We start from the raw sequence: 22,547 nt of genomic DNA on the forward strand, positions 1-22,547 counted from the left end.
GGCATGCTCTGAAGATGAAGGCTTTTGCGCTCCCGCTGTTTTTCACGCTCCTCTGTCCCATCGCCGTGTCTGCGGCGGAGGAAACGTTGTTTCCGGCCCTGTCCGGCGCTCAGGATGCGCGGGAACTTAAAGTCTATTCCTCACTCGACAGGCCGCTGGCGACACCGATGATCGCGGGCTTCCAAAAGGCCAATCCCGATATCACTATCCGCTATGAGGAAATGCTGACCGGCGAGATTTATGACCGCATCGTCCATGAAACCGATGCAGGTCAGAAAACGGCAGACTTCGCCTTTTCCTCGGCCATGGACCTGCAGGTGAAGCTTGCCAATGACGGTTATGCGCAGGTCAGCGACATGCCGATGAGCGAGCGTTGGCCGGAATGGGCAAACTGGCGCGATACCGTCTACGCACTGACATTCGAGCCAGCCGTCTTCGTCTATCACAAGCCGAGTTTTCAGGACACGCCGCCGCCCTCGACTCGTGCGGAACTGGTCAAATATCTGGAAAAACAGGGCGATGCCGTGCATGGCCGCATCGGCACCTATGATATCGAGCGCTCCGGGGTCGGTTTCCTGTTCATGTCGCGCGATCAGGAACAGTTTGGCGATATCTGGTCTGTCGTGAAGGCGATGGGGGCTGCCGGCGTCAAGCTTTATTCCACCAGCGAGGCCATTCTCGAACGTGTCGCCGATGGCCGTTTTGTGCTGGGATATAATATTGTCGGATCCTACGCGTCGAACTGGGCAACCCGACACCCGAATATCGGCATTCTTCTCCCAAAAGATTATACCGTGGTCATGTCGCGTATCGGCCTCGTGCCGCAGGCGGCAGCTTCTCCTGATCTAGGGCGAAAATATCTGGAATTCTTCATGTCGAAGGAAGGCCAGACCATCCTTGCCGTCGATGTACAGATCCCTGCCGTCAGCCCGGACGTGGCCGGCGCCAATACTGGAACAGCGCTGCAAAAGATTCTCGGCGGCCAGTTAAAACCCGTCCCCGTCAGTCTTGGCCTCATGGTTTACCTCGATCAGGTCAAGCGTTCGCGCCTGATTTCGCACTGGAACGACGTTCTGAGACGCCAATAAACACTATTTCCTCTTGCCAAACGCCAAGCACAGGCGAAGTGTCAGTTAGATGTCAGCTTCATATGTTGGCTTAACAAATGATCGGCGACCGCGTGGAGGCGGAAACCGGTGGATATGGGAGAGAGACTGTTAAGCTGGGCAAACCCGGCACCGTTCCTCCTGTCTCCAGCAAAGACACCGCGCCCAAGGCGCCAACGGAGGAACACACTTGAAACATTTCATCATCGCTTCGCTTCTTGCAGGTGCCATGGCACTGCCGGCTTACGCTGCCGATTACACCATCGTCGCGCCGGCGGCTCCGGGCGGCGGCTGGGACCAGACGGCCCGCTCGCTGCAGGCCGACCTGCAGAAGGAAAAGATTTCCGGCAAGGTTCAGGTCGTCAACGTACCGGGCGCCGGCGGCACGATCGGCCTTGCCCAGTTCTCCAGCCAGCAGAAGGGCAACCCGAACTCGCTGCTCGTCGGCGGTTACGTCATGGTCGGCGCGATCCTCACCAACAAGGCACCGGTCACGCTCGACGCCATCACCCCGATCGCGCGCCTGACCGGCGAATACGAAGCCGTCGTCGTTCCGGCCTCGTCCGAGATCCAGAACATCGGCCAGTTGATCGAAATGCTCAAGAAGGATCCGGGTTCGGTTTCCTGGGCTGGCGGTTCGGCCGGCGGCACCGACCATATCGGCGCAGGCCTGATCGCCAAGGCAGCCGGCGTTGATCCAACCAAGATCAACTACATCGCCTATTCGGGCGGCGGCGAAGCCCTTGCGGCCATCCTCGGCAACCAGGTCACCGCCGGCATTTCGTCCTACGGCGAATTCGAGCCTCAGGTTAAGGCCGGCACGTTGCGTCTTCTCGCTGTTTCCAGCGCCGAGCGCATCGAAGGTGCCGACGCACCGACGCTGAAGGAATCCGGCCTCGACGTCGTGCTCGAAAACTGGCGCATGGTTGCCGCAGCTCCCGGCATTTCCGAAGAGCAGAAGGCCGCCATCACCGCAGACGTCGAAAAGCTGGTCAAATCCGCCACCTGGCAGGAAACGCTGAAGACCAAGAAGTGGCAGGACACGTTCCTCGCCGGCAAGCCGTTCGAAGAGCAGCTGAAGAAGGACATTGCCGCGACAGAAACCATTCTCAAGGACATCGGACTGGTTAAATGACCACTGGTAACCACAACCATACCCACGCGCGCCGCCCTGATTGGGCGGCGCTTGCCGTGGCCTTCGTTCTCGCCGTCATCGCCGCTGTCATCTATTTCGACGTCAATCGCCTCGAAAGCAGCGGCGGATATTCCGGCATCGGCCCGGCAACGGTTCCTGAAGTCATCGCCATCTGTCTGATCGGCCTTGCGATCTGGACTGTCTTTGCCGCGTTCCGCGGTGACTTTCCCGAGCGCGAGCATCAGGAATTGTCGCCCGTTATCTGGATCGTCGGCGGCCTCGCCGCCCAGATGCTGCTGCTGACCACTGCCGGCTTTTCCATCGCTACGGGCATCCTGTTCGCCATGACTGCCGCCGGTTTCGGCAAGCGCAAGCTGTGGTTCTCGATCCCCGCCGGTATCGCGCTGGCCTTCGCCGTCTGGCTCGTTTTTGCACAGCTTCTGCAACTGTCGCTTCCGGCCGGTCCGCTCGAACGCTTGTTCTTCTAAGGCGTGATGCGTCCCGCATCGTCAGTCACGCCTTAGGCCTTTGTTTTCTCGCATGTCGTGACCGTGAACCGCTCAGCCGGTTGGTATGGCATGCTCTAGGAAGTAAGCCTCGATGAATACCTTCGATTTCCTCCTGCAGGGCCTGTCGATCGCCGCACAGCCGATCAACCTGTTCTACGCGTTGATCGGCGTCACGCTTGGCACGCTGGTCGGCGTTCTGCCCGGCATCGGCCCGGCGCTCACCGTGGCGCTGCTTCTGCCCGTCACCTACCAGCTCGATCCGGCCGGTTCGCTGATCATGTTCGCCGGCATCTATTACGGCGGCATGTATGGCGGCTCGACCACCTCGATCCTGCTCAATACTCCCGGCGAAAGTGCCTCGATCGTCACCGCGCTCGAGGGCAACAAGATGGCGCGTGCCGGCCGCGGCGGTCCCGCCCTTGCGACAGCCGCTATCGGCTCCTTCGTCGCCGGCCTGATCGCCACCGTGGCGCTGGCCTTCATTGCCCCCTTCGTCGTCAAATTCGCGCTTGCCTTTGGCCCCCGCGAATATTTTGCGCTGATGGTGCTCGCCTTCGTCACCGTATCGGCCGCTTTCGGCGATTCGACACTGCGCGGCCTCACCTCGCTGTTCATCGGTCTCGCACTGGCCATCATCGGCATCGACCAGCTGACCGGCCAGACCCGCATGAGTTTTGGCATTCCCGATCTGCTCGACGGTATCGAAGTGACGACGCTTGCCGTTGCCATGTTCGCCATCGGCGAAACGCTGTACGTTGCCGCTCAGGGCAGCCGCGCACCGGAAAAGGTCGAGGCGGTCAAGGGTTCGCTGTGGATGAACCGCCAAGACTGGGCCCGTTCGTGGAAGCCCTGGCTGCGCGGCACGGCGATCGGTTTTCCGATCGGCGCCATGCCGGCCGGTGGTGCGGACGTCTCAAGCTTCCTGTCCTATTCGGCGGAAAAGCAGTTTTCCAAACATCCGGAAGAGTTCGGCAAGGGCGCCATCGAAGGTGTTGCCGGTCCGGAAGCAGCCAACAACGCCTCGGCTGCCGGCACGCTGGTGCCGCTGCTGACGCTCGGCCTGCCGACCACGGCAACCGCCGCGATCATGCTGGCCGGTTTCCAGCAGTTCGGCCTGCAGCCGGGACCGCTCCTGTTCGCCACCAATCCGCAGCTCGTCTGGGGTCTGATCGCCTCGCTGCTGATCGCCAATTTCATGCTGCTGGTGCTGAACCTGCCGCTGATCGGCCTGTGGGTGCGCCTGTTGACGATCCCGAAGCCCTGGCTTTACGCCGGCATCCTGATGTTCGCGACGCTTGGCACGATCGGCGCCAACCCGTCGGTCTTCGAACTCGGCATGCTGCTCGCCTTCGGCCTGCTCGGCTATATCATGCGCGTCATGGGGTATCCGATCGCGCCTGTCGTGGTCGGCCTCATCCTTGGCCCGATGGCGGAGCAGCAATTGCGCCGCGCCCTGTCCATCAGCCAGGGTGACCCGACCGTACTGGTCAGCTCGCCGATCGCCGCAACGCTGCTGGTGCTCGCGGCCGTCGCACTGATCGTACCGCTGGTCATGCGCGCCCGCGGTCGTGGCGATGTGCTGTCGCAAGTCGCCGGCGACGAGGATTGATCACAACAAGTCTCCCAAGGCGAAAACACCCCGCTCGGTTCGCCGGCGGGGTGTTTTGTTTTGACGAAAGATGAATGTTCAAAGCCCGAGAATATCGCCGAGGAGGCCCATCTTCGAGCCCGAAAGTACAATCGGCGCAAACAGGACCGACAGGCACAGGCAGGGTTTTGTCATGCCCGCCACAGGCCTGTGGTCGAGATCCTCATCCGCCACCGACACGTCACCACGCCCGAACGTGCCGCGATGATCGTGAAAATCACCGTCCAGCACCAGCGTCAGCTCCAGCCCCTCATGGGTATGGTTCGGTAGCGCCCTGCCCGGCCGCGCCCACAGGAGCGACATTTCCGACCCGTCATCCTTGTCGTGCTCGATCATGTGCTGCTTCAGCCCCGGCAGCTTGGTCTTCCACGGCACGTCTTCGAGATCGTAACCGAGATGATCGCAGAGCGCGCGCGGCAGGACATGGTGTTTTTCGCGCAGCTGGACCACCCGCAGCGATGGCGATGATGACCGAATGATGCTGTCCACGCATCGCTCACCACCGGCCAGCGCACGCGTTTTCCCGGCTTGCAGCGACTCACCGGCAAACGCTTCGAGCGTTCTTGCCATCATTGCGGAAGATGGCTTCATCTCGATATGGGACGCGATCAGCACACGCGCGGGTTCGGGCAGGTCACCCGCCACATATTCGGAAATCAGCGCGTCGAGCATGGCCACCGTCATTGCGCCACCTCGACAACAATTCCGACTCCGGCCGCGTGAGCACCGAAGCCCTTTGCCGCACAAACTCTCCAACGCTGCCAGGCCAATGCCTGCATCACTTCGCAACCTTCCTATATCCCCGCCGTTCCAATAGGGGAAATTTCCCCATAATGTGGGGATATTTGCGGCATGCCGCCAGTCCTCAAAAATAGGGGGTAGTGAAGAAATTAAGCCTGTCCCGTTTTCCAGAAACAGAATTTCTTGCGTCTTCGCCATTGTCCGTAGACAAGACGGTTACTAGGTCGTGTACTCTCGTCTTCGCCTGTAGAAACACGGCACGCTCTTTAAGTGAAAGAAAAGGCATTTCCATGACCCCGCATTCCTCGGTGCTCAGCGTAATCGGCAACACTCCCCTGATTCGTCTGAAAGGCGCCTCGGAAGCGACCGGCTGCGAAATCCTCGGCAAGGCGGAATTTCTCAATCCGGGACAGTCGGTCAAGGATCGCGCTGCGCTCTATATCATTCGCGATGCGGAAAAGCGCGGCCTCCTGCGTCCGGGCGGCGTCATCGTTGAAGGCACGGCCGGCAACACCGGCATCGGCCTGACGCTGGTGGCCAAGGCGCTCGGTTACCGCACGGTCATCGTCATTCCCGAAACCCAGAGCCAGGAAAAAAAGGACGCCCTGAAACTCATGGGTGCCGAACTCGTTGAAGTGCCGGCAGTTCCCTACAAGAACCCCAACAATTACGTCAAAGTCTCCGGCCGCCTCGCAGAACAGCTTGCCAAGAGCGAACCGAACGGTGCCATCTGGGCCAACCAGTTCGACAATGTCGCCAATCGCCAGTCGCATGTAGAAACCACCGCGCAGGAAATCTGGCAGCAGACCGGCGGCAAGATCGACGGCTTTATCTGCTCGGTCGGTTCGGGCGGCACGCTGGCCGGCACTGCCGAAGGTCTTCGCGCTCACAATCCGTCCATCAAGATCGGCCTTGCCGATCCCGATGGCGCAGCACTTTATGACTATTACGCCAATGGCGAACTGAAATCCGAAGGCAGCTCGATCACCGAAGGCATCGGTCAGGGCCGCATCACCGCCAATCTCGAAGGTTTTACACCCGATTTCAGCTATAAGATCAGCGATGCTGAAGCTCTGCCCTACGTATTCGACATGGTCGAAAACGAGGGCCTGTGCCTTGGTGGCTCCACTGCCATCAACATCGCCGGTGCGGTTCACCTCGCCCGTGATCTCGGCCCCGGGCATACGATCGTCACGATCCTGTGCGATTACGGCAATCGGTATCAGTCAAAGATGTTCAACCCGGAATTCCTGAAGTCCAAGGGACTGCCGGTGCCGCAGTGGATCGCCAAGGCCAGCAAGATCGCCGCTCCCTTCGAAGCCGTTTGAGATCCCGATGACCACGAAACTCCTGTTCCGCGACGATTTTTATCTCTCCACCGCAGAAGGCACGGTCACCGTGCTGCATGAGGACGGCGCGATCGAACTCGACCAGACCTGCTTTTACGCCACGTCGGGCGGCCAGCCGGGCGATATCGGCTTTTTCGAGCGTGCCGATGGCAGACGTATCGAGATCGCCACCACCAAAAATGGCGCCACGAAGGAGATTTTTCTCCATGTGCCGGCCGAGGGCCAGCCGATGCCGCTGGTCGGTGAAAAGCTGACGCTGCATATTGACTGGCCGCGCCGCTACAAGCTGATGCGCATGCACACAGCCTGCCATATCCTGTCGGTCGTCTGCCCTTACCCGGTCACGGGTGCGGCCGTCGGCGAAGATGAATCGCGCATCGATTTCGACATGAGCGCCATTCCGGACCCGCTCGACAAGGCCGCCGCCACCGAACAGATGATGGCGATCATCAACGCAAATCACCCGGTCTACCTGCAATGGATCACCGACGAGGAACTGGCCGCCAATCCGGATCTGGTCAAATCCAAGAACGTGCGGCCGCCGGTCGGGCTCGGCCGTGTCAGTCTCGTCTGCATCGGTGAAAATTCCAGCGTCGACAGCCAGCCCTGCGGCGGCACGCATGTGTCGGAAACGCAGGAAGTCGGCCCAGTCTACATTTCCAAGATCGAAAAGAAGGGCAAGGAGAACCGCCGGTTCCGCATCCGCTTCGGCACGCCTGAAGAAACGGCCTGACCGGTACTCTGATATTGCCATACAAAGGGAGACTGCCATGAGCGGAGCAAAAAGCCGTTTCGTCGTATCCGCTAACTGGGTTGAAAAGCAGCTCGGCACGAGGGGTTTTCGTGTCATCGATGCAGCCTGGTATCTGCCCGCGCATGGCCGTAACGGCGCTGCTGAATATGCCGGCGGCCACATCCCCGGCGCGGTGTTTTTCGATCAGGACGTGATTGCCGACCACACGACCGGCCTGCCGCACAGCCTGCCCTCACCCGAATATTTCGCCGAGGAAATCGGCAAGCTCGGCATTTCCGAACACGACACGATCGTTGTGCATGATGGTCCCGGCTTCTTCTCCGCACCGCGCGTATGGTGGATGCTGCGCACGATGGGCGCCGAAAACGTCTATGTGCTCGATGGCGGTCTCGACGGCTGGAAAGCGGAAAATCGCCCGCTCGAAACCGACCTGCCCGAACCGGTGCCGACAACCTTTACGCCGCATTTCCGCCAGCGCCGTGTCACCAGCTTTTCGGAAATGCGCGCCGTCGTTGATAGCGGCGTGCGTCAGGTGGTCGATGCCCGCGGTGCAGGCCGTTTTACCGGTGACGAAGCCGAACCGCGTGCCGGCATGCGCTCCGGCCATATGCCCGGCGCCCGCAGCCTGCCCGCCACCAGCCTCTCGGCCAATGGCCATTTCCACGATCTCGCCACGCTGAAACGCATGATGGACGGCGCCGGTATCGATCTTTCGCAACCGGTCGTCACCAGTTGCGGTTCGGGCGTCACCGCCGCCGTCATCACGCTGGCGCTGGAATCGCTCGGCCACACCGACAATTCGCTCTATGACGGATCCTGGTCCGAATGGGGCTCACGCAGCGACACCAATATCGTCACCGGCCCGGCCGAACCGATCGCCCGCGACGAGGCACAGCCGCTCAAGGCGCATATCACCCGGCTCGAAATGACGGCAGCACCCAAGAACAGCCTGCCGATCCCGGCCAATATCCAGACAGCGCTGATGAGCGTGCAGGATATGCCGCTCAGCTATTACCGCTATCTCTACCGGCAGGTTGGCAAACGCTGGCACTGGTATGAGCGGCTGCGCATGAGCGATGCCGAACTGTCCGAAATCCTCCACAGCCCAAAGGTCAGCGTCACCGTTCTCTATGTGAACGGCGCACCGGCCGGGTTCTTTGAACTCAACAAGCTGAACGACGATCTCGTCGAACTCTCCTATTTCGGCCTGTTCGAGCGTGCCATCGGCATGGGCATTGGCAAGTGGTTTCTGGTGCAGGCGCTTTACGCTGCGTGGCAAGACAATCCGAAAAAGGTCACCGTCAACACCAATACGCTCGACCATCCGCGTGCATTGCAGCTTTACCAGATGATGGGTTTTTCGCCGGTCGGCACCAGCGAGGCCTGGGTGCCACCGATGTCGGATGCCGAACTGTTGATGGCGCTTGATCGCTGAAAATACGGCAAGGATTTGCAGTCCTTGCACATCAGGCAAGAAACGGGTGGCGGCAGGCCTCCATCCGTTTCATCTCTCCCTCAACCGAACGGGAGACAGACATGACCATCACCTTCACAGCCATGCCCACCGACCATGCAGAACACCTGCGTAACGGTGGCAGCGACGCCTATGGCAACCTGCCGGAAACAGCCATCTCCGATGGACCGGGCCATCCCTGCCGCCACTGCCTGAACAATATTGATGCTGGCGAAGAGTTCCTGATCGTCGCCTATCGCCCCTTCCCCACCCTGCAGCCTTACGCGGAAACGGGTCCGATCTTCCTGCATGCAGATAGCTGCAAACGGTACGAGGCAACGGAAGTATTGCCGCCGATGCTTGGAAGCCCTGACTATATTGTTCGCGGCTACAGCGAGAATGACCGTATCGTTTATGGCAGCGGCGCGGTCACCGCAACCGATGAGATCACGGAGCGTGCGACAATGCTTCTGGCACGAGAAGACATCGCCTATCTGCGTGTGCGTTCTGCCCGCAACAACTGCTTTCAGTGCCGTATAGATCGGGATTAATTGGGTTTTTCTCGAATTACATTCGGATTGCTATAATTTTACAGATGCAATGAAATGTAATTCAACAGCTTACCGCTATACCTCACCTCGAAAGATGGAGAGGGCACATGGCTGTCATTGGAATGAAGACCCGCAGCGCACAGCGCCGCAAGACCCGCATTATCGGGACCGTAAAATATTACAATCAGGCCGCCAAGGGCCGTATCGTCGATCTGTCCGACACGGGTCTGGCACTTGATCTCGGCAGCCCGTTCCATGCCGCCGCCGGCAGCGCGGTGAAGATCGAGACAGAAGAACTCGGCATTCTCGAAGGCACGGTCAAGTGGTCGCATCGCGGCCGTCTCGGCATACATTTCCGCCCGAACTCGAATGCATCAGCACAGGTCCAGTCCTATTTCCGCTTCTTCCATCAGGAAATCCGTCCGGTCCTGACGCGTTGAACCGCGGCATTTGAACTTATTGACCCTCTGTCATTTTACTGATGCAACCCTATGCAATTGCGCTTAGGTTGCCTCGATAAGCACCAGGGGAGATTTTCATGTCGCAATTGTCCGGTCTTCATCCCATCAGCCGCCGCGCCCTGCTTGGCGGCTTTGCTGCTTCTTCGGCCCTCGTGGTCCTGCATCCATTCGCCGCCCGCGCCGCAAACAATCAGGCGCATCTGCGCATCATGGAAACCACGGACATCCACGTTCATGTTTTCCCCTATGACTATTACGCCGACAAGCCGAACGACACGCTGGGCCTCGCTCGCACAGCCTCGCTGATCGACGGTATCCGCGCCGAGGCCGGCAACTCCATGCTCATCGACAATGGCGATTTCCTGCAGGGCAATCCGCTCGGCGATTACGTCGCTTACGAGCGCGGCATGAAGGAGGGTGACAAACACCCGGTGATCTCTGCCATGAACGTGCTCGGCTACGATGTCGGCACGATGGGTAACCACGAATTCAACTACGGCCTCGATTTCCTGAACAAGGTCCTGGCCGGCGCCGGTTTCCCCTTCGTCTGCGCGAATCTTACCAAAGGCATGCTGGCATCCGATCCGAAAAAGGATGAACTGATGTTCAAGCCTTACGTGATCATCGAAAAGCAGATCCGCGACGGTTCGGGCGCGACTTCGCCGATCAAGGTCGGCTTTATCGGTTTCGTGCCGCCGCAGATCATGACCTGGGATGCAAAAAACCTCGAGGGCAAGGCGCAGACCCGCGACATCGTCGATGCGGCCAAGGCCTGGGTGCCGGTCATGAAGGAGGAAGGCGCTGATATCGTCATCGCGCTCTCCCATTCCGGCATTGATGGCACCGGCCAGAGCGAGCGCATGGAAAACGCCTCGCTTTACCTTGCCGGCGTCGAGGGCATCGATGCGATCTTCACCGGCCACCAGCATCTGGTCTTCCCCGGCCCGAAGGATTTTGACGGCATTACCGGCGCCGATGCCAAGAAAGGCACGCTGATGGGCAAGCCTGCCGTGATGGCCGGTTTCTGGGGTTCGCATATGGGCCTGATCGACCTGCTCCTGGAAAAAGACGGCAACAGCTGGAAGATCATTTCGCACACGTCGGAAGCACGGCCGATCTACCACCGTGACGACAACCGCAAGATCGTCGCCGACGTGAAGGACAAGCCCGAAGTTCTGGCCGCCGCCAAGGCCGATCACGAGGCGACGCTTGCCTATGTTCGCCGTGCCGTCGGCAAGACGTCCGCGCCGCTGTATTCCTACTTTGCGCTGGTGGCAGACGATCCGTCCGTACAGATCGTGTCCAATGCGCAGACCTGGTACATCAAGCAGATGCTGAAGGACGGAAAATACAAGGATTTGCCAGTTCTCTCGGCGGCAGCACCCTTCAAGGCCGGCGGTCGTGGCGGCCCGGATTATTTTACCGATGTTGCAGCCGGCGATATCGCCATCAAGAACGTCGCCGACCTCTATCTCTATCCGAATACCGTGCAGGCCGTGCTGATCACCGGCGCGCAGGTGAAAAACTGGCTGGAAATGTCGGCGGGCATGTTCAATCAGGTCAAGGCCGGATCGAAGGATGCCGTCCTGCTGAATGACGGTTTCCCCTCCTACAATTACGATGTCATCGACGGCGTCACCTATCAGATCGATCTTTCCCAGCCGGTCCGGTTCGACAAGGACGGCAAGCTGGTCAATCAAGATGCCAACCGCATCGTCGATCTGGCATTCGATGGCAAGCCGATCGATCCGGCCCAGAAGTTCGTCGTCGTCACCAACAACTATCGCGCCGGCGGTGGTGGCAAATTCCCGGAGATCGCTGGCGACAAGGTCATCTTCGTCGCCCCCGACACCAACCGCGACGTCATCGTGCGCTACATCGTCGATCAGGGCACGATCAATCCGTCGGCCGATGCCAACTGGTCGTTCAAGCCGCTGGCGGATACGACTGCCGTGTTCGAAAGCGGACCAAAGGGCCGTCAATACGCGGCAGCGGTCAAGGGCGCAAAAATCGAGGATGCCGGCGACGGTGAAAACGGGTTTGCAAAATTCCGTCTGGTGCTTTGATACCCTCTGCTCCAGAGGACTATGCATCCTTTGAAGCATCCGAGGCGGGAACCAAGCGCCCTCCTCCGTCATCCTCGCCCTTGTGGCGGGGATCCAGCGGCGCCGCGTCTGCGGCGCGTAAGACACTCTTTTCGATTTTATCGTTCTTTCACCGTGCAGACGCGCGGTGGCCGGATTCCTGTGACAAACCTCGCGATAAACGCGAGGGACAGGAATGACGGTGGAATGTGGAAGCGCTGTGAGGCATCCTTCAATCAGCCACTCAATAACCTTGTGATCCCCATGCCCACATTTTCCTTCCAGCAGGTCGACGTCTTTTCCACACAAGCGATGCGCGGCAATCCGCTCGCCGTCGTCATCGGCGCCGATGGCCTTTCCGATGCCGACATGCAGGCCTTTGCCAACTGGACCAATCTGTCCGAAACCACATTTCTGCTCCAACCGACAACGCCCGATGCGCATTACCGCGTCCGCATTTTCACCCCCACGCAGGAATTGCCCTTCGCCGGCCACCCGACGCTCGGCAGCGCCCATGTCTGGCTCGCTCAGGCAACCGATGCTCCCGACGGCGAGGTCGTGCAGGAATGCGGCGCCGGCCTCGTGCGCATCCGCCGTGATGGCGAGCGGCTTGCCTTCGCGGCGCCGCCTCTCGTTCGCTCCGGCCCGGTCGATGCCGCCATCGTTGAGCGTATCACCCGTGGCCTCAATCTGCCGGATGCGCTGATCAGGGACAGTAACTGGGTCGAAAACGGCCCGGACTGGATCGGCGTCCTTCTCCCATCGCGGACCGATGTTCTGGCAGCCAAGGCGGATTATTCCATTCTCGCCGGCACCCGCGTCGGCCTTGTCGGCCCGTTCGATCCAGATCTCGATGGCACTGAGGCCCAGTTCGAAGTGCGCGCCTTCACCCGCAACGGCTATGAAGACCCGGTCACCGGCAGCCTCAATGCCGGGTTGGCTCAATGGCTGATCGGTTCGGGCGTCGCGCCCGAACATTACATTGCTGCGCAGGGCACCGCGCTTGCCCGCGCCGGCCGCGTCCATGTCGACAAGGTGGGTGACGATATCTGGGTGGGCGGCAATGTGACCACCTGCATATCCGGCACACTGACGCTATAGTCCTTGGCGAATGGCAAGCGGGGGGGAGATGGATGGACGCACGGCGATATTTTATCGCTCAGGCCTATAACAATGCCTGGGCCAATCACCGTCTGCTGAAAGCCTGCGGGCAACTGTCCATGGAGGAATTGGCAGCCGAGCGTGCAAGCTTTTTCCCGTCGATCATCCACACGCTGAACCACATCCTCACCGTCGACTGGCTTTACATCAGCGCACTCGAAGGCGATTGCATCGGCAGTGCCGCCTTCGAGCCGGAAATCCCGTTTCCCGCCTTTGCCGATCTCGACCGCGAACAACACGTCGCCGATCATCGCCTGATCGATCACTGTCGACATCTCGGCGAAAGTGGCCTTGCGGCAGAGGTGCGCATCCCGCGCGCCACGCATATTCAGGTGGAAACAGCCGGTCGCACCCTGCTGCATCTCTTCCAGCACCAGATCCACCATCGCGGTCAGGTGCATGCCATGTTATCCGGAACACGGATTCGCCCGCCGCAGCTGGATGAGTTCTTTACCGCCGACCCGGCAGAACAGGCGCTCAGGCGCCAGGATTTTGCCGAACTCGGCTTCACCGAGGCCCTTATCTGGGAAACCGACCATGCCTGATCTTTATCTCTGTCTCAGGGCCCTGCACCTGATTTGCGACTTCGTGCTGATTGCCGGCATGATGATCAACGCCTTTGCCATCGGCATGGTGCCGCCGGCCATCCGCACCGGCGTGATCGAGGTGCTGCGCAAATACGACCGTGTCGTCAACACCACAGCGCTGGCCGGTGTCTGGATCTTTGGCCTCTGGCTGGCCTTCGGTTACACCGGTTTTGCCGGCAATGGCTGGCTGCACGCGAAACTGCTGTTCGTGGTGCTTCTGTCGGCGCTGCACGGCATGCAGCAGGGCTGGATGCGCCGCATGGCCAAGAACCCGAAACTGGACCCGCCAGCCTTCGTGCGTGCCGGCATGCCGATCATTCTCGTTTCGACGGTCATCATAGTGGCGCTGGCCGCCATCAAACCGTTCTGATGAAAACCGCAGGCTATCCTCAGCTTTCGCCGAGGATAGCCGCCAGAAGCTGGCCCTCCAGCAGCGCCAGTTCCGGATCTCCATGGTGTCGCGGATGTGCCTGCGGCACCGCGAGATCGAGTGTCACCTGCCCCTCGTCCAGCACGATTACACGATCGGCCAGATGTACGGCTTCCGTTACGTCATGCGTGACCAGAACGGCGGTAAAACCCAGTTCGCGCCAAACCCTTGTCAGCAATTGCTGCATGCTGATCCGCGTCAGGGCATCGAGTGCGCCAAGCGGTTCGTCCAGTGCCAGCAGTCCGGGCCGGCTGACCAGAGCGCGTGCAAGTGCCACACGCTGCCTTTGCCCACCGGAAAGCTTTGCCGGCCACTCTTTTGCCTTTTCGGAAAGCTGAACCTCTTCCAGCACCAGTTCGGCCTCACGCCGCGCATAGGCTTTTGGTACGCCGTCCCCCAGCCCCACCGCAACATTGTCCGCCACGGAAAACCATGGCAACAATCGCGGCTCCTGAAAGACAATCCGGGCATCCGGTGCGACCCAATCACCGCCATCATCGATAAAATCGATCTCGCCACCGGTCGGCTCATCCAGCCCGACCAGCAGGCGCAAAAGCGTGCTCTTGCCGCAACCACTCTTGCCGACGATGGCGACGAACTGACCGGCCGGCACATCGAGATCGATGCCGCGCAGGACACGGTTGTCGCCAAACGCCTTTTCGACACCGCGCAGGCGAAGTCCGGCCGGCGCCTTGGGCAGAACCGGCGGCTCGGCAATCGGTCGCACCTCGGTGCCATCAGGAAAATAGGCTCTTTCCTGAAGCTCGAAAGCGTCCCAGACCATGGCGGAAGGAAGCAGATAGGAACTCACTGGCATCACCTCGTCTCCTCAAGCCTGATAGGCCGCGTTCCAGGACAGCGCCCAGCGCTCCAGCGCGCGGGCAACGACATCGGCGAGCTTGCCGAGCACGGCATAGATCACCAGCGCCAGCACGACGACATCGGTCATCATGAATTCGCGGGCGGTGTTGGCCATGTAGCCGATGCCGGAATTGGCGGCGATGGATTCGGACACGATCAGCGTCAGCCACATGATGCCGAGCGCATAACGAAGACCGACAAAGATCGACGGCAGCGCCCCCGGAAAGATCACCTTGCGGAACAGCGACCAGCTGCTCATGCCGTAGATCCTGCCCATCTCGACCAGATCACGATCGACATTTTTTACGCCGTGATAGGTGTTGAGATAGATCGGAAACAGCACGCCGAGCGAGGTGAGGAACAGTTTTGCCTCCTCGCCGATCCCGAACCACAGGATGACCAGCGGGATCATCGCCAGATGCGGAATGGTGCGCAGCATCTGCAATGTCGTATCGGTCAACTGTTCCGACAGTTTTGACACGCCGTTGGCGATGCCCAGCAGGAAACCGATAGAGCCACCGATCAGAAGCCCGCTCAGCGCCCGCGCGCCGCTCACTGCAACATCACGCCCCAGTTCGCCGGATAGAAGCCGTTCCCAGAACGCCGCCACCACCGCCACCGGCGACGGCATGATGCGATCGGAAATCAGACCGGTCGATGACAGGATCTGCCACACCAGCACCAACCCCACCGGAACCAGATAAGGCAACCATGCCCCGCGTGAGATGGTGCGCAGGCTGGCCGGTTTCCCGCCCTTTGCCTGCACACCGTCCGCCGCGCCCTTGGGAGGGTTTTGTGAGGCATGCGCCCAGTCCTGTGGCCTGTCTTCGCTCAACGTCCGCGGTGTTCCGCTAGTCGCCCGTCGCAGTTTTCGCCCTTCGGAAAACGTATCGATCGTCGTCATCGGCCAAGCCTCCATGTGTCAATCAGGATGCCGCAACGGCACGCACGGTCGCGTGCCCGCCGCCGCCAAAGATCGGCTTTGCCGCGGCAAACTCGTTGCCGAAACCGGCCCGCTGCTCTTCGCGGACAATCCCGAGTTCCGGAAACAGCAGTTCCGCCACGCGATAAGCCTCTTCCAGATGCGGATAACCGGAGCCGATCACCGTCTCGATGCCAAGCTCCTGATATTCGCGCAGTCGTGCCGCCACCGTCTTCGGCGAACCGACCAGCGCCGTCCCCGCACCGGAACGCACCAGCCCGATGCCGGCCCAAAGGTTCGGCGAGACTTCCAGCTTGTCGCGTCGCCCGTTGTGCAGGGCCGCCATACGCCGCTGACCGACACTGTCGGACTCGGTCGCAAAATGCGCCTGTGCCTTGGCGATCGTCTCGTCGGAAAGCTTTGAAATCAGCTTGTCGGCCGCTTCCCAAGCTTCCTCGTCGGTCTCGCGCACGATGAAATGCAGGCGGATACCGAAGGAAACATCCCGGCCCTGCTTTTCGGCTGCCGCCCGCACCGTCTTGATCTTTTGTTCCACCTGTTCCGGCGGCTCGCCCCATGTCAGGTATTTGTCGGCGCGGCCTGCAAAAAATTCGATGCCGGCATCTGAAGAACCGCCGAAATAAAGCGGTGGGCGCGGTTGCTGGATGGTCGGGAAACCAAGCTTGGCGCCTTTAGCCTTGATATGCTTGCCATCGAGATCGGCATGACCGGTGGTGACGAGATCCTCGAAAACCTGAAAGAATTCTTCCGCATGGGCATAACGCTCGTCATGCTCGAGGAAGATGCCGTCGCCGGCCAGTTCCGACGGATTGCCGCCGACCACGATATTGAGCAAAAGCCGCCCGTTCGACACGCGGTCGAGCGCCGCCGCCAGCCTTGCGTAATAGGCGGGCGACGCGGTGCCGGGGCGGATCGCCACCAGAAACTTCAGCTTTTCCGTGAACGGCGCCAGCGACGCAGCCGTCACGAACGATTCCTCGCAGGACACGCCGGTCGGCAGAAGCACGCCGGAATAACCCAGCCGGTCTACTGTCTGCGCCAGTTCGCGCAGATAGCGGTTTTCCGGCGGGCGGTTCAGCTCGGAACCACCGAGATAGGTGCCGTCACCGCCGGTCGGGATGAACCAGAGGAAATCGATTGGTTTGGACGTATCCGTCATGTCGGTGCTCCTTTCCATCCGTCTCAGCTGGCTTTCGGGCGCCAGACGATGTCGGCGATCTCGAGTTTTCTGGGAATAATTTTTAGGTCATAAAATTCGTCAGCCAGCGCCTGCTGGTATTGAACCGCCGCATCCGGCAGTGTCGAGACGGCGCCGAGGTCAGCGCCACGGCGCGACAGCACGACCTTGGTGACATTTTCCGGTACACCGGTGATCGAGGCGATCGCCTTCACCGTGTCGTCGAAATTGTTTTGCGCAGCCGTTCCGACCTTCTTCAGCTCGTCGATGATCTCGACGATCAGATCGCCGTTTTCACCAACGAAATCGCCATTGCCGAGAAAGTAGCTCCAGCTGTCCACGATACCTTCCGCCGTCGTCAGCACCCGCGTGTTCGGGTCGGCTTCGGCAATCGCCGTATAGGGATCCCATATCGACCAGGCGTCGATCGAGCCGTTCTTGAAGGCAGCGGCCGCATCCGGCGGTGCGAGATCGAGCTGCGTCACATCGTTCGGAGCAAGCCCGCCCTTGCGCAGCACCTTGACGGTGACGTTATGGGCGCTGGAGCCGCGCTTGAAGGCCAGCTTCTTGCCCTTGAGGTCGGCGATCGACCGGATGGGGCTATCCTTGTGCACCAGAATGGCCGAGCCCTGCCCGCTGCCGCGATAGGTGCCGACATAAAGCAGGTTTCCGCGCGCCGCCTGCGCAAACAGCGGCGGCACATCGCCGGTCGGGCCGAAATCGAGCGCACCGGCGCCAAGTGCTTCCAGAAGCGGCGGACCGGACGTGAATTCCGACCACGTCACCTTGATGCCGCGATCGGCAAATCGTTTTTCCAGCGCGCCCTGGCTTTTGGCGAGCGCCAGCACGCCGTTCTTCTGCCAGCCGATGCGTAATTCCTTCGCCGCCGCCCGCGCGCCTCCCGCGATCGGAAGAACCGTCGACACCGCTGCCGCGCCGATCAACCCCAATGTCTGTCTGCGAGTAACCATGGAACCCATCCCCTGTTCTACCCCGCGGCAACAATCACCGGCGGCGTTTCATCCATGGTCAAAGGCTCCCATACTCTATCGAAATGGTCGACATTGTTGCATTTCAAAAACTACCCGGTTTGAGAGTTTTCATTTCTCAATTTTGGCACTGTCGGAATGTGAAACTCCTAATCGACCATGTGATGCCGCATCGCGCAAAATGATTTTTTGCAGATGCACGCTTCCCGATGCCCCCGGTTTGTTTTAAGCCTTGAGGCATCGCATTTTCTGGAGGTTGGCATGGCGAAAGTGGCATTCATCGGTCTTGGGGTCATGGGGTACCCGATGGCGGGGCATCTCAGGCAAAAGGGTGGCCACGAGGTCACGGTCTATAACCGCACCGCCGCCAAGGCCGAGGACTGGGCAAAGAAATTCGGCGGCAAAACCGGCGCGACGCCGGCGGAAGCCGCCAAGGATGCCGATTTTGTCTTCACCTGCGTCGGCAATGACGACGACCTGCGCTCGGTCACGCTGGGCGAAACCGGTGTTCTTGCCGGCATGAAACCCGGCGCCATCCTGATCGACAACACCACCGCCAGCGCCGATGTGGCACGCGAACTGGCAATGGCTGCCACTGAGAAGAATATCGGCTTCATCGACGCGCCCGTGTCCGGCGGCCAGGCAGGCGCCGAAAACGGCGTGTTGACGGTGATGTGCGGTGGCGATCAGGCAACCTTCGATGAGGCAAAACCCGTCATCGACGCCTTTGCCCGCATGGTCGGCCTGATGGGCCCCGTCGGCTCGGGCCAGCTCACCAAGATGATGAACCAGATCTGCATTGCCGGCATCGTTCAGGGCCTCGCCGAATCCATCCATTTCGGCAAGCAGGCCGGTCTCGACATCGAAAAGGTCGTGGACGTCATTTCAAAGGGCGCTGCCGGCTCCTGGCAGATGGAAGCCCGCCACAAGACGATGAACGAAGGCAAATACGATTTTGGTTTTGCCGTAGACTGGATGCGCAAGGATCTCGGCATCGTGCTGGAAGAGGCCCGCAACAACGGCGCGAAACTGCCGCTGACGGCACTGGTCGACCAGTTTTATGGTGACGTGCAGGCCATGGGCGGCAATCGCTGGGACACATCCTCGCTGCTGGCGCGGCTCGACCGGAAATGATGCTGCGGTCAGGCTGCATCACTCTTGCCTCGGCAATCGTCCTGGTGGTGGGGTCAGCGGCATCGGCCGAAACGAATGGGGACAGGATTGTCAAAATCCTGTCCGAAACCATTCCATCCTGCTGGACAGTTTACCCGCCGCCGACGGGTGAAAAGCCGGTGCCGTTTGCCATCAGTGTCAAACTGACACCGGAGGGTTTCGTGGACGATCGGCCGGTATCCACAAGAGAACCGGCCTCCGCTTACGAACGCATGATGATGGCGAGTGGCGTTCGCGCTGTTCTCAGATGCGCGCCATACGAGGCACTTGCGACCTCTAACATTCCATATGAAGACTGGAAAAGCCTCACCATCAACTTTGACCCTTCAAAAACGGACTTTTAGGAGTCCTTCAGCCCTTCCAGCAACGCCTCGTGAAAACGCTCCGGCGCCTGGATCTGCGGCGAGTGGCCAAGATCTTCGAACTCAACCAGCTGTGCGCCCGGGATGGCCTTGGCCGCATCCTTGCCCAACTGCGTATAGTCACCGAGCGTCGCGGCAATCGCTTCCGGCGCGCGATTGGCACCCGGCGCCGTCTTGTCGGTCATGCCGATCATCAGCAGCGTTGGCACTTTCACCTGCGCAAATTCATGCACGACCGGCTGGGTAAAGACCATGTCGGAGGTCAGCGCCTGATTCCAGGCCACCTGATCACCGCCCTCACCTTCATACATGCCGGCACCCATCTCCACCCACTTATCGTAATCCGGCTTCCATTCGCCGGAATAATAGAATTTCTGCTGATAGGTTTTGATGCTGTCGAAGCTGGTCTTCTTTTCACCCTCGAAAGCCGCCTCGATCGTCTGGTAAGGCACGCCCTTGGCCTTCCAGTCCTCCAGGCCGATCGGGTTGACCAGCACCATCCTTTCGGTCGTTTCGGGATACATCAGCGCAAACCGCGTCGCCAGCATACCGCCCATCGAATGGCCAATCACTGTCGCCTTGTCGATACCGCGGCTTTCCAGCAGTGCCTTGGTGTTTTCCGCCAATTGATGGAAACTGAACTGGTAGCCCTCCGGCTTGCTCGATTTACAGAACCCAACCTGATCGGGCGCGATCACACGGTAACCGGCACTGCTCAACTGGCCGATCGTGCCTTCCCAGGTGGCGCCACAAAAATTCTTGCCGTGCAGGAGCACCACTGTCCGGCCATTCGGGTTTTCGGCGGCAATGTCCATGAATGCCATTTCAAGCTTCTGGCCCTGGCTATCCAGATTGAGCATTTCCGTCTTGAACGGATAGTCGAACCCTTCCAGCCGTGGCCCATAGGTTGGTCGCTCCTGCGCTGCGCTAACGGCAGGCAAGGCGGTACATGCCAAAGCGGCAAACATCGCAACGGATGTCAGGGATCGAACGGACATGAAAAACTCCTTCTGACCGCGGCACGCAATGCACGCACCGTCTATCGGCAGAGCTAGACACAAGCCATCGAACGACAACGCGCAATAACGTGGCCGTGAAAGTTGTTTATCGATCGGATTGGAAGAATGGTACCTGGGCGTTTTGTATCGCCCGGCGAAACGGCGTCGGCTCACGGCCGACGCCGAAGCCTTATTCCTCGACCTGCGACTTCTGGTTATCCAGCGTCATGTAGTCGAGCGGCAGTTCCGTCGTGTACTTAATCTGCTCCATGGCAAAGACGGAGGAAACGTCGCGGATTTCGATCTTGGCGATCAGCCGCTTGTAGAAGGCGTCATAGGCAGCGATATCCGGCACCACGACGCGCAGGAGGTAATCGACATCACCGCTCATGCGGTAGAATTCCACCACTTCCGGGAAATCTACGACCACCTCGGAAAAACGCTTCAGCCATTCGATCGAGTGGCTGGCGGTACGGATCGACACGAAGACCGTGACCTTGGTATTCACCTTGCCCGGATCGAGCAATGCCACACGGCGGCGGATGACGCCATCCTCCTCCATCTTCTGGATACGCCGCCAGCAGGGCGTCGTGGACAGACCGACCTTCTTGGCAAGGTCGGCAACGGCCAGTGTGGAATCCTCCTGCAGGATGCGCAGGATCTTGCGATCGAGACGGTCCATAAAATCTCCCCTTCGAAATTATTTTTCGTCATACCGCGAATTTTGGCACATGTAACCGAAAATTCTTTCAACGACACAATCTGTCCACATCCTGCCGAAGTGTTGGCAGAACGTCATTGCTAAACCACAAATTGCGTTTCAGCCATGCGCTGTTTCGCCAGCTCGGATGTGGCAGAGGCAGAATGCGCGGTCCGTCATTGACAAAATAGCTGCGTCGCCAACCCTTGACCGTCTCGGTCATCGTTTTCGCCCGCATTTTCCCCATATGCCACGCCTGGGCATATTGGCCGACCGCCAGAATCAGCTCGACCTGTGGCATCGCGTCGATCACGGCCTGCCGCCAGAGCGGCGCGCATTCGCGACGCGGCGGCAGGTCGCTGCCCTTCTCGTCATAGCCGGGAAAGCAGAACCCCATCGGCACGATGGCAAACCGGTCCGGATCGTAAAACGCCTCCCGGCTCACCGCCAGCCATTCGCGCAGCCGGTCGCCGGAAGCGTCATTGAACGGCAAACCGCTTTCATGCACGCGAAGCCCCGGCGCCTGCCCGGCGATCAGGATTTTCGCCTTGGAAGAAAGAACTGCGACGGGACGCGGCTCATGCGGCAACCGGTCGTCCAGCCCCCTCACCGGAACGTCTCGGCAGAGACGACAGGCAGCGATCGCGCGGCGCAAGACCTCCAGCCGATCTGGCTTGCCGGGCGCAGCAGGAACAGGGTTTGCAACAGGAGCAGAAGCGGACACGGGCGGAAACTCACAACCAACTCAGCGATAATATATCCTTGAGGCTGGAGAAGAAACTGCCTTCCTGTTCCAGCCGGCGTTCGCGCCGCCAGTCGGCCGGCATTATAAATGATCCGGCCCAAATTCCCTTCCGCTCCGTTTTGGCATCTGCCTGTTCGCTGCGATAGGTGATCATGCTCGTCGTCACCGCCATGCCGGCCTCCACCATGGCGCCACCCACCGTGCGTCCGTCGACAAAACAGTCAACCAGCAAACGGCCATATCGATCACGGTTCCCGCCATGACACTCGGCGGAACCATGTCTGATCAGTGCCTGCAAGGCCGCCTTGGCTTCCTGCCCGCATCGCCACTCTTGCCCGTCGCGTTCACAGGTCTGATCGAATTCCGGTGCATCGATGCCCAGCAACCTGAGTTTTTGGGAGCCGGCGGCCAAAGTATCACCGTCCACCACCCGGAACGGCCCGGTTACCGGATCACCTCCATGCCCCTGCAATCTGACGGCAATCAGGATCAGCAAAAACAGAAAACACAACGTCAGGACCATGTCCTTGAGACGCCCGATCCGCCCACGCCTGCGACCGGCTCCTCTGGCGCCCCATGTCATGCTTCTGCCTCAATCCCCAACAGAGCCTTCAGAAAAATGGAAAACAA

At 60.0% G+C, this 22,547-nt stretch carries 23 protein-coding genes; 14 read left to right on the forward strand and 9 right to left on the reverse strand.

What is annotated here, in order from left to right:
* The first annotated feature begins 14 nt into the window (after nt 1-14).
* The 4 genes from ACRQ1B_RS08210 to ACRQ1B_RS08225 all read left to right on the forward strand — a co-directional run bounded on the left by ACRQ1B_RS08210 (nt 15) and on the right by ACRQ1B_RS08225 (nt 4,359).
* Complete coding sequence (locus ACRQ1B_RS08210; RefSeq protein ID WP_432293843.1) at nt 15-1,088, forward strand: ABC transporter substrate-binding protein; 1,074 nt, start codon at nt 15-17, stop codon at nt 1,086-1,088.
* 208 nt (nt 1,089-1,296) lie between these two features.
* Nucleotides 1,297-2,241: a Bug family tripartite tricarboxylate transporter substrate binding protein gene (locus ACRQ1B_RS08215; protein ID WP_432293126.1), complete on the forward strand. Its 945-nt coding sequence runs from the start codon at nt 1,297-1,299 to the stop codon at nt 2,239-2,241.
* Nucleotides 2,238-2,729, forward strand: a complete 492-nt coding sequence (locus ACRQ1B_RS08220) for a tripartite tricarboxylate transporter TctB family protein (RefSeq protein ID WP_432293127.1) — start codon at nt 2,238-2,240, stop codon at nt 2,727-2,729. The genes ACRQ1B_RS08215 and ACRQ1B_RS08220 overlap by 4 nt, the downstream gene beginning before the upstream one ends.
* A 112-nt stretch (nt 2,730-2,841) precedes the next feature.
* Complete coding sequence (locus tag ACRQ1B_RS08225) at nt 2,842-4,359, forward strand: tripartite tricarboxylate transporter permease (RefSeq protein ID WP_432293128.1); 1,518 nt, start codon at nt 2,842-2,844, stop codon at nt 4,357-4,359.
* Nucleotides 4,360-4,437: 78 nt separating this feature from the next.
* On the opposite strand, the gene ACRQ1B_RS08230 is transcribed toward ACRQ1B_RS08225, so the two are convergent.
* Complete coding sequence (locus tag ACRQ1B_RS08230; protein ID WP_432293129.1) at nt 4,438-5,082, reverse strand: ChrR family anti-sigma-E factor; 645 nt, start codon at nt 5,080-5,082, stop codon at nt 4,438-4,440.
* Between the two features lie 347 nt (nt 5,083-5,429).
* On the opposite strand from ACRQ1B_RS08230, the gene ACRQ1B_RS08235 reads away from it, so the two are divergent.
* The 9 genes from ACRQ1B_RS08235 to ACRQ1B_RS08275 all read left to right on the forward strand — a co-directional run bounded on the left by ACRQ1B_RS08235 (nt 5,430) and on the right by ACRQ1B_RS08275 (nt 13,909).
* Complete coding sequence (locus tag ACRQ1B_RS08235; RefSeq protein WP_432293130.1) at nt 5,430-6,467, forward strand: cysteine synthase A; 1,038 nt, start codon at nt 5,430-5,432, stop codon at nt 6,465-6,467.
* A 7-nt stretch (nt 6,468-6,474) separates the two neighbouring features.
* Nucleotides 6,475-7,221 (forward strand): alanyl-tRNA editing protein, encoded by a 747-nt coding sequence (locus ACRQ1B_RS08240; protein WP_432293131.1) that lies wholly within the window; start codon nt 6,475-6,477, stop codon nt 7,219-7,221.
* Nucleotides 7,222-7,258: 37 nt separating this feature from the next.
* Complete coding sequence (gene sseA, locus ACRQ1B_RS08245; protein ID WP_432293132.1) at nt 7,259-8,677, forward strand: 3-mercaptopyruvate sulfurtransferase; 1,419 nt, start codon at nt 7,259-7,261, stop codon at nt 8,675-8,677.
* Nucleotides 8,678-8,778: 101 nt separating this feature from the next.
* Nucleotides 8,779-9,246: a DUF1203 domain-containing protein gene (locus ACRQ1B_RS08250; protein ID WP_432293133.1), complete on the forward strand. Its 468-nt coding sequence runs from the start codon at nt 8,779-8,781 to the stop codon at nt 9,244-9,246.
* A 107-nt stretch (nt 9,247-9,353) separates the two neighbouring features.
* Nucleotides 9,354-9,686: a PilZ domain-containing protein gene (locus tag ACRQ1B_RS08255; protein ID WP_432293134.1), complete on the forward strand. Its 333-nt coding sequence runs from the start codon at nt 9,354-9,356 to the stop codon at nt 9,684-9,686.
* A gap of 98 nt (nt 9,687-9,784) precedes the next feature.
* A complete protein-coding gene (locus ACRQ1B_RS08260; RefSeq protein ID WP_432293135.1) occupies nt 9,785-11,773 on the forward strand; it encodes a bifunctional 2',3'-cyclic-nucleotide 2'-phosphodiesterase/3'-nucleotidase in 1,989 nt (662 codons plus the stop codon).
* 282 nt (nt 11,774-12,055) lie between these two features.
* Nucleotides 12,056-12,892 (forward strand): PhzF family phenazine biosynthesis protein, encoded by an 837-nt coding sequence (locus ACRQ1B_RS08265; RefSeq protein ID WP_432293136.1) that lies wholly within the window; start codon nt 12,056-12,058, stop codon nt 12,890-12,892.
* Nucleotides 12,893-12,924: 32 nt separating this feature from the next.
* Nucleotides 12,925-13,497 carry a DinB family protein gene (locus ACRQ1B_RS08270; protein ID WP_432293137.1) on the forward strand — a complete coding sequence of 191 codons (573 nt, stop codon included), beginning with the start codon at nt 12,925-12,927 and terminating at the stop codon, nt 13,495-13,497.
* Complete coding sequence (locus ACRQ1B_RS08275) at nt 13,490-13,909, forward strand: CopD family protein (protein WP_432293138.1); 420 nt, start codon at nt 13,490-13,492, stop codon at nt 13,907-13,909. Before ACRQ1B_RS08270 ends, ACRQ1B_RS08275 begins: the two co-directional genes overlap by 8 nt.
* Nucleotides 13,910-13,928: 19 nt before the next feature.
* Here the strand turns inward: ACRQ1B_RS08275 and ACRQ1B_RS08280 are convergent, their stop codons facing one another.
* Genes ACRQ1B_RS08280 through ACRQ1B_RS08295 form a run of 4 tightly spaced genes read right to left on the reverse strand, consistent with a single transcriptional unit; the run spans nt 13,929 to nt 17,921 of the window.
* Nucleotides 13,929-14,786 carry an ABC transporter ATP-binding protein gene (locus ACRQ1B_RS08280; RefSeq protein WP_432293139.1) on the reverse strand — a complete coding sequence of 286 codons (858 nt, stop codon included), beginning with the start codon at nt 14,784-14,786 and terminating at the stop codon, nt 13,929-13,931.
* Between the two features lie 12 nt (nt 14,787-14,798).
* On the reverse strand, nt 14,799-15,734 hold the full coding sequence (locus tag ACRQ1B_RS08285) for an ABC transporter permease subunit (protein ID WP_432293140.1): 936 nt from the start codon (nt 15,732-15,734) through the stop codon (nt 14,799-14,801).
* 22 nt (nt 15,735-15,756) lie between these two features.
* A complete protein-coding gene (ssuD, locus tag ACRQ1B_RS08290; RefSeq protein WP_432293141.1) occupies nt 15,757-16,932 on the reverse strand; it encodes an FMNH2-dependent alkanesulfonate monooxygenase in 1,176 nt (391 codons plus the stop codon).
* A 23-nt stretch (nt 16,933-16,955) separates the two neighbouring features.
* Nucleotides 16,956-17,921, reverse strand: a complete 966-nt coding sequence (locus ACRQ1B_RS08295) for an aliphatic sulfonate ABC transporter substrate-binding protein (RefSeq protein WP_432293142.1) — start codon at nt 17,919-17,921, stop codon at nt 16,956-16,958.
* A gap of 213 nt (nt 17,922-18,134) precedes the next feature.
* Between ACRQ1B_RS08295 and ACRQ1B_RS08300 the strand changes: the two genes are divergently transcribed.
* Entirely contained in the window at nt 18,135-19,073 is a 939-nt protein-coding gene (locus ACRQ1B_RS08300) for an NAD(P)-dependent oxidoreductase (protein WP_432293144.1), read from the forward strand.
* Nucleotides 19,074-19,452: 379 nt separating this feature from the next.
* On the opposite strand, the gene ACRQ1B_RS08305 is transcribed toward ACRQ1B_RS08300, so the two are convergent.
* From ACRQ1B_RS08305 to ACRQ1B_RS08320, 4 genes are all read right to left on the reverse strand, one after another.
* Nucleotides 19,453-20,472 carry an alpha/beta fold hydrolase gene (locus ACRQ1B_RS08305; RefSeq protein ID WP_432293145.1) on the reverse strand — a complete coding sequence of 340 codons (1,020 nt, stop codon included), beginning with the start codon at nt 20,470-20,472 and terminating at the stop codon, nt 19,453-19,455.
* A 190-nt stretch (nt 20,473-20,662) separates the two neighbouring features.
* Nucleotides 20,663-21,154, reverse strand: a complete 492-nt coding sequence (locus tag ACRQ1B_RS08310; protein WP_112731381.1) for an Lrp/AsnC family transcriptional regulator — start codon at nt 21,152-21,154, stop codon at nt 20,663-20,665.
* A 67-nt stretch (nt 21,155-21,221) separates the two neighbouring features.
* Complete coding sequence (locus ACRQ1B_RS08315) at nt 21,222-21,836, reverse strand: uracil-DNA glycosylase family protein (RefSeq protein ID WP_432293844.1); 615 nt, start codon at nt 21,834-21,836, stop codon at nt 21,222-21,224.
* Nucleotides 21,837-21,906: 70 nt separating this feature from the next.
* Nucleotides 21,907-22,440, reverse strand: coding sequence for a thermonuclease family protein (locus ACRQ1B_RS08320; protein ID WP_432293146.1), 534 nt, complete (start codon nt 22,438-22,440; stop codon nt 21,907-21,909).
* Between the last annotated feature and the right edge of the window lie 107 nt (nt 22,441-22,547).

It is taken from the genome of Endobacterium panacihumi (assembly GCF_050847465.1).
Lineage (GTDB): Bacteria > Pseudomonadota > Alphaproteobacteria > Rhizobiales > Rhizobiaceae > Neorhizobium > Neorhizobium panacihumi.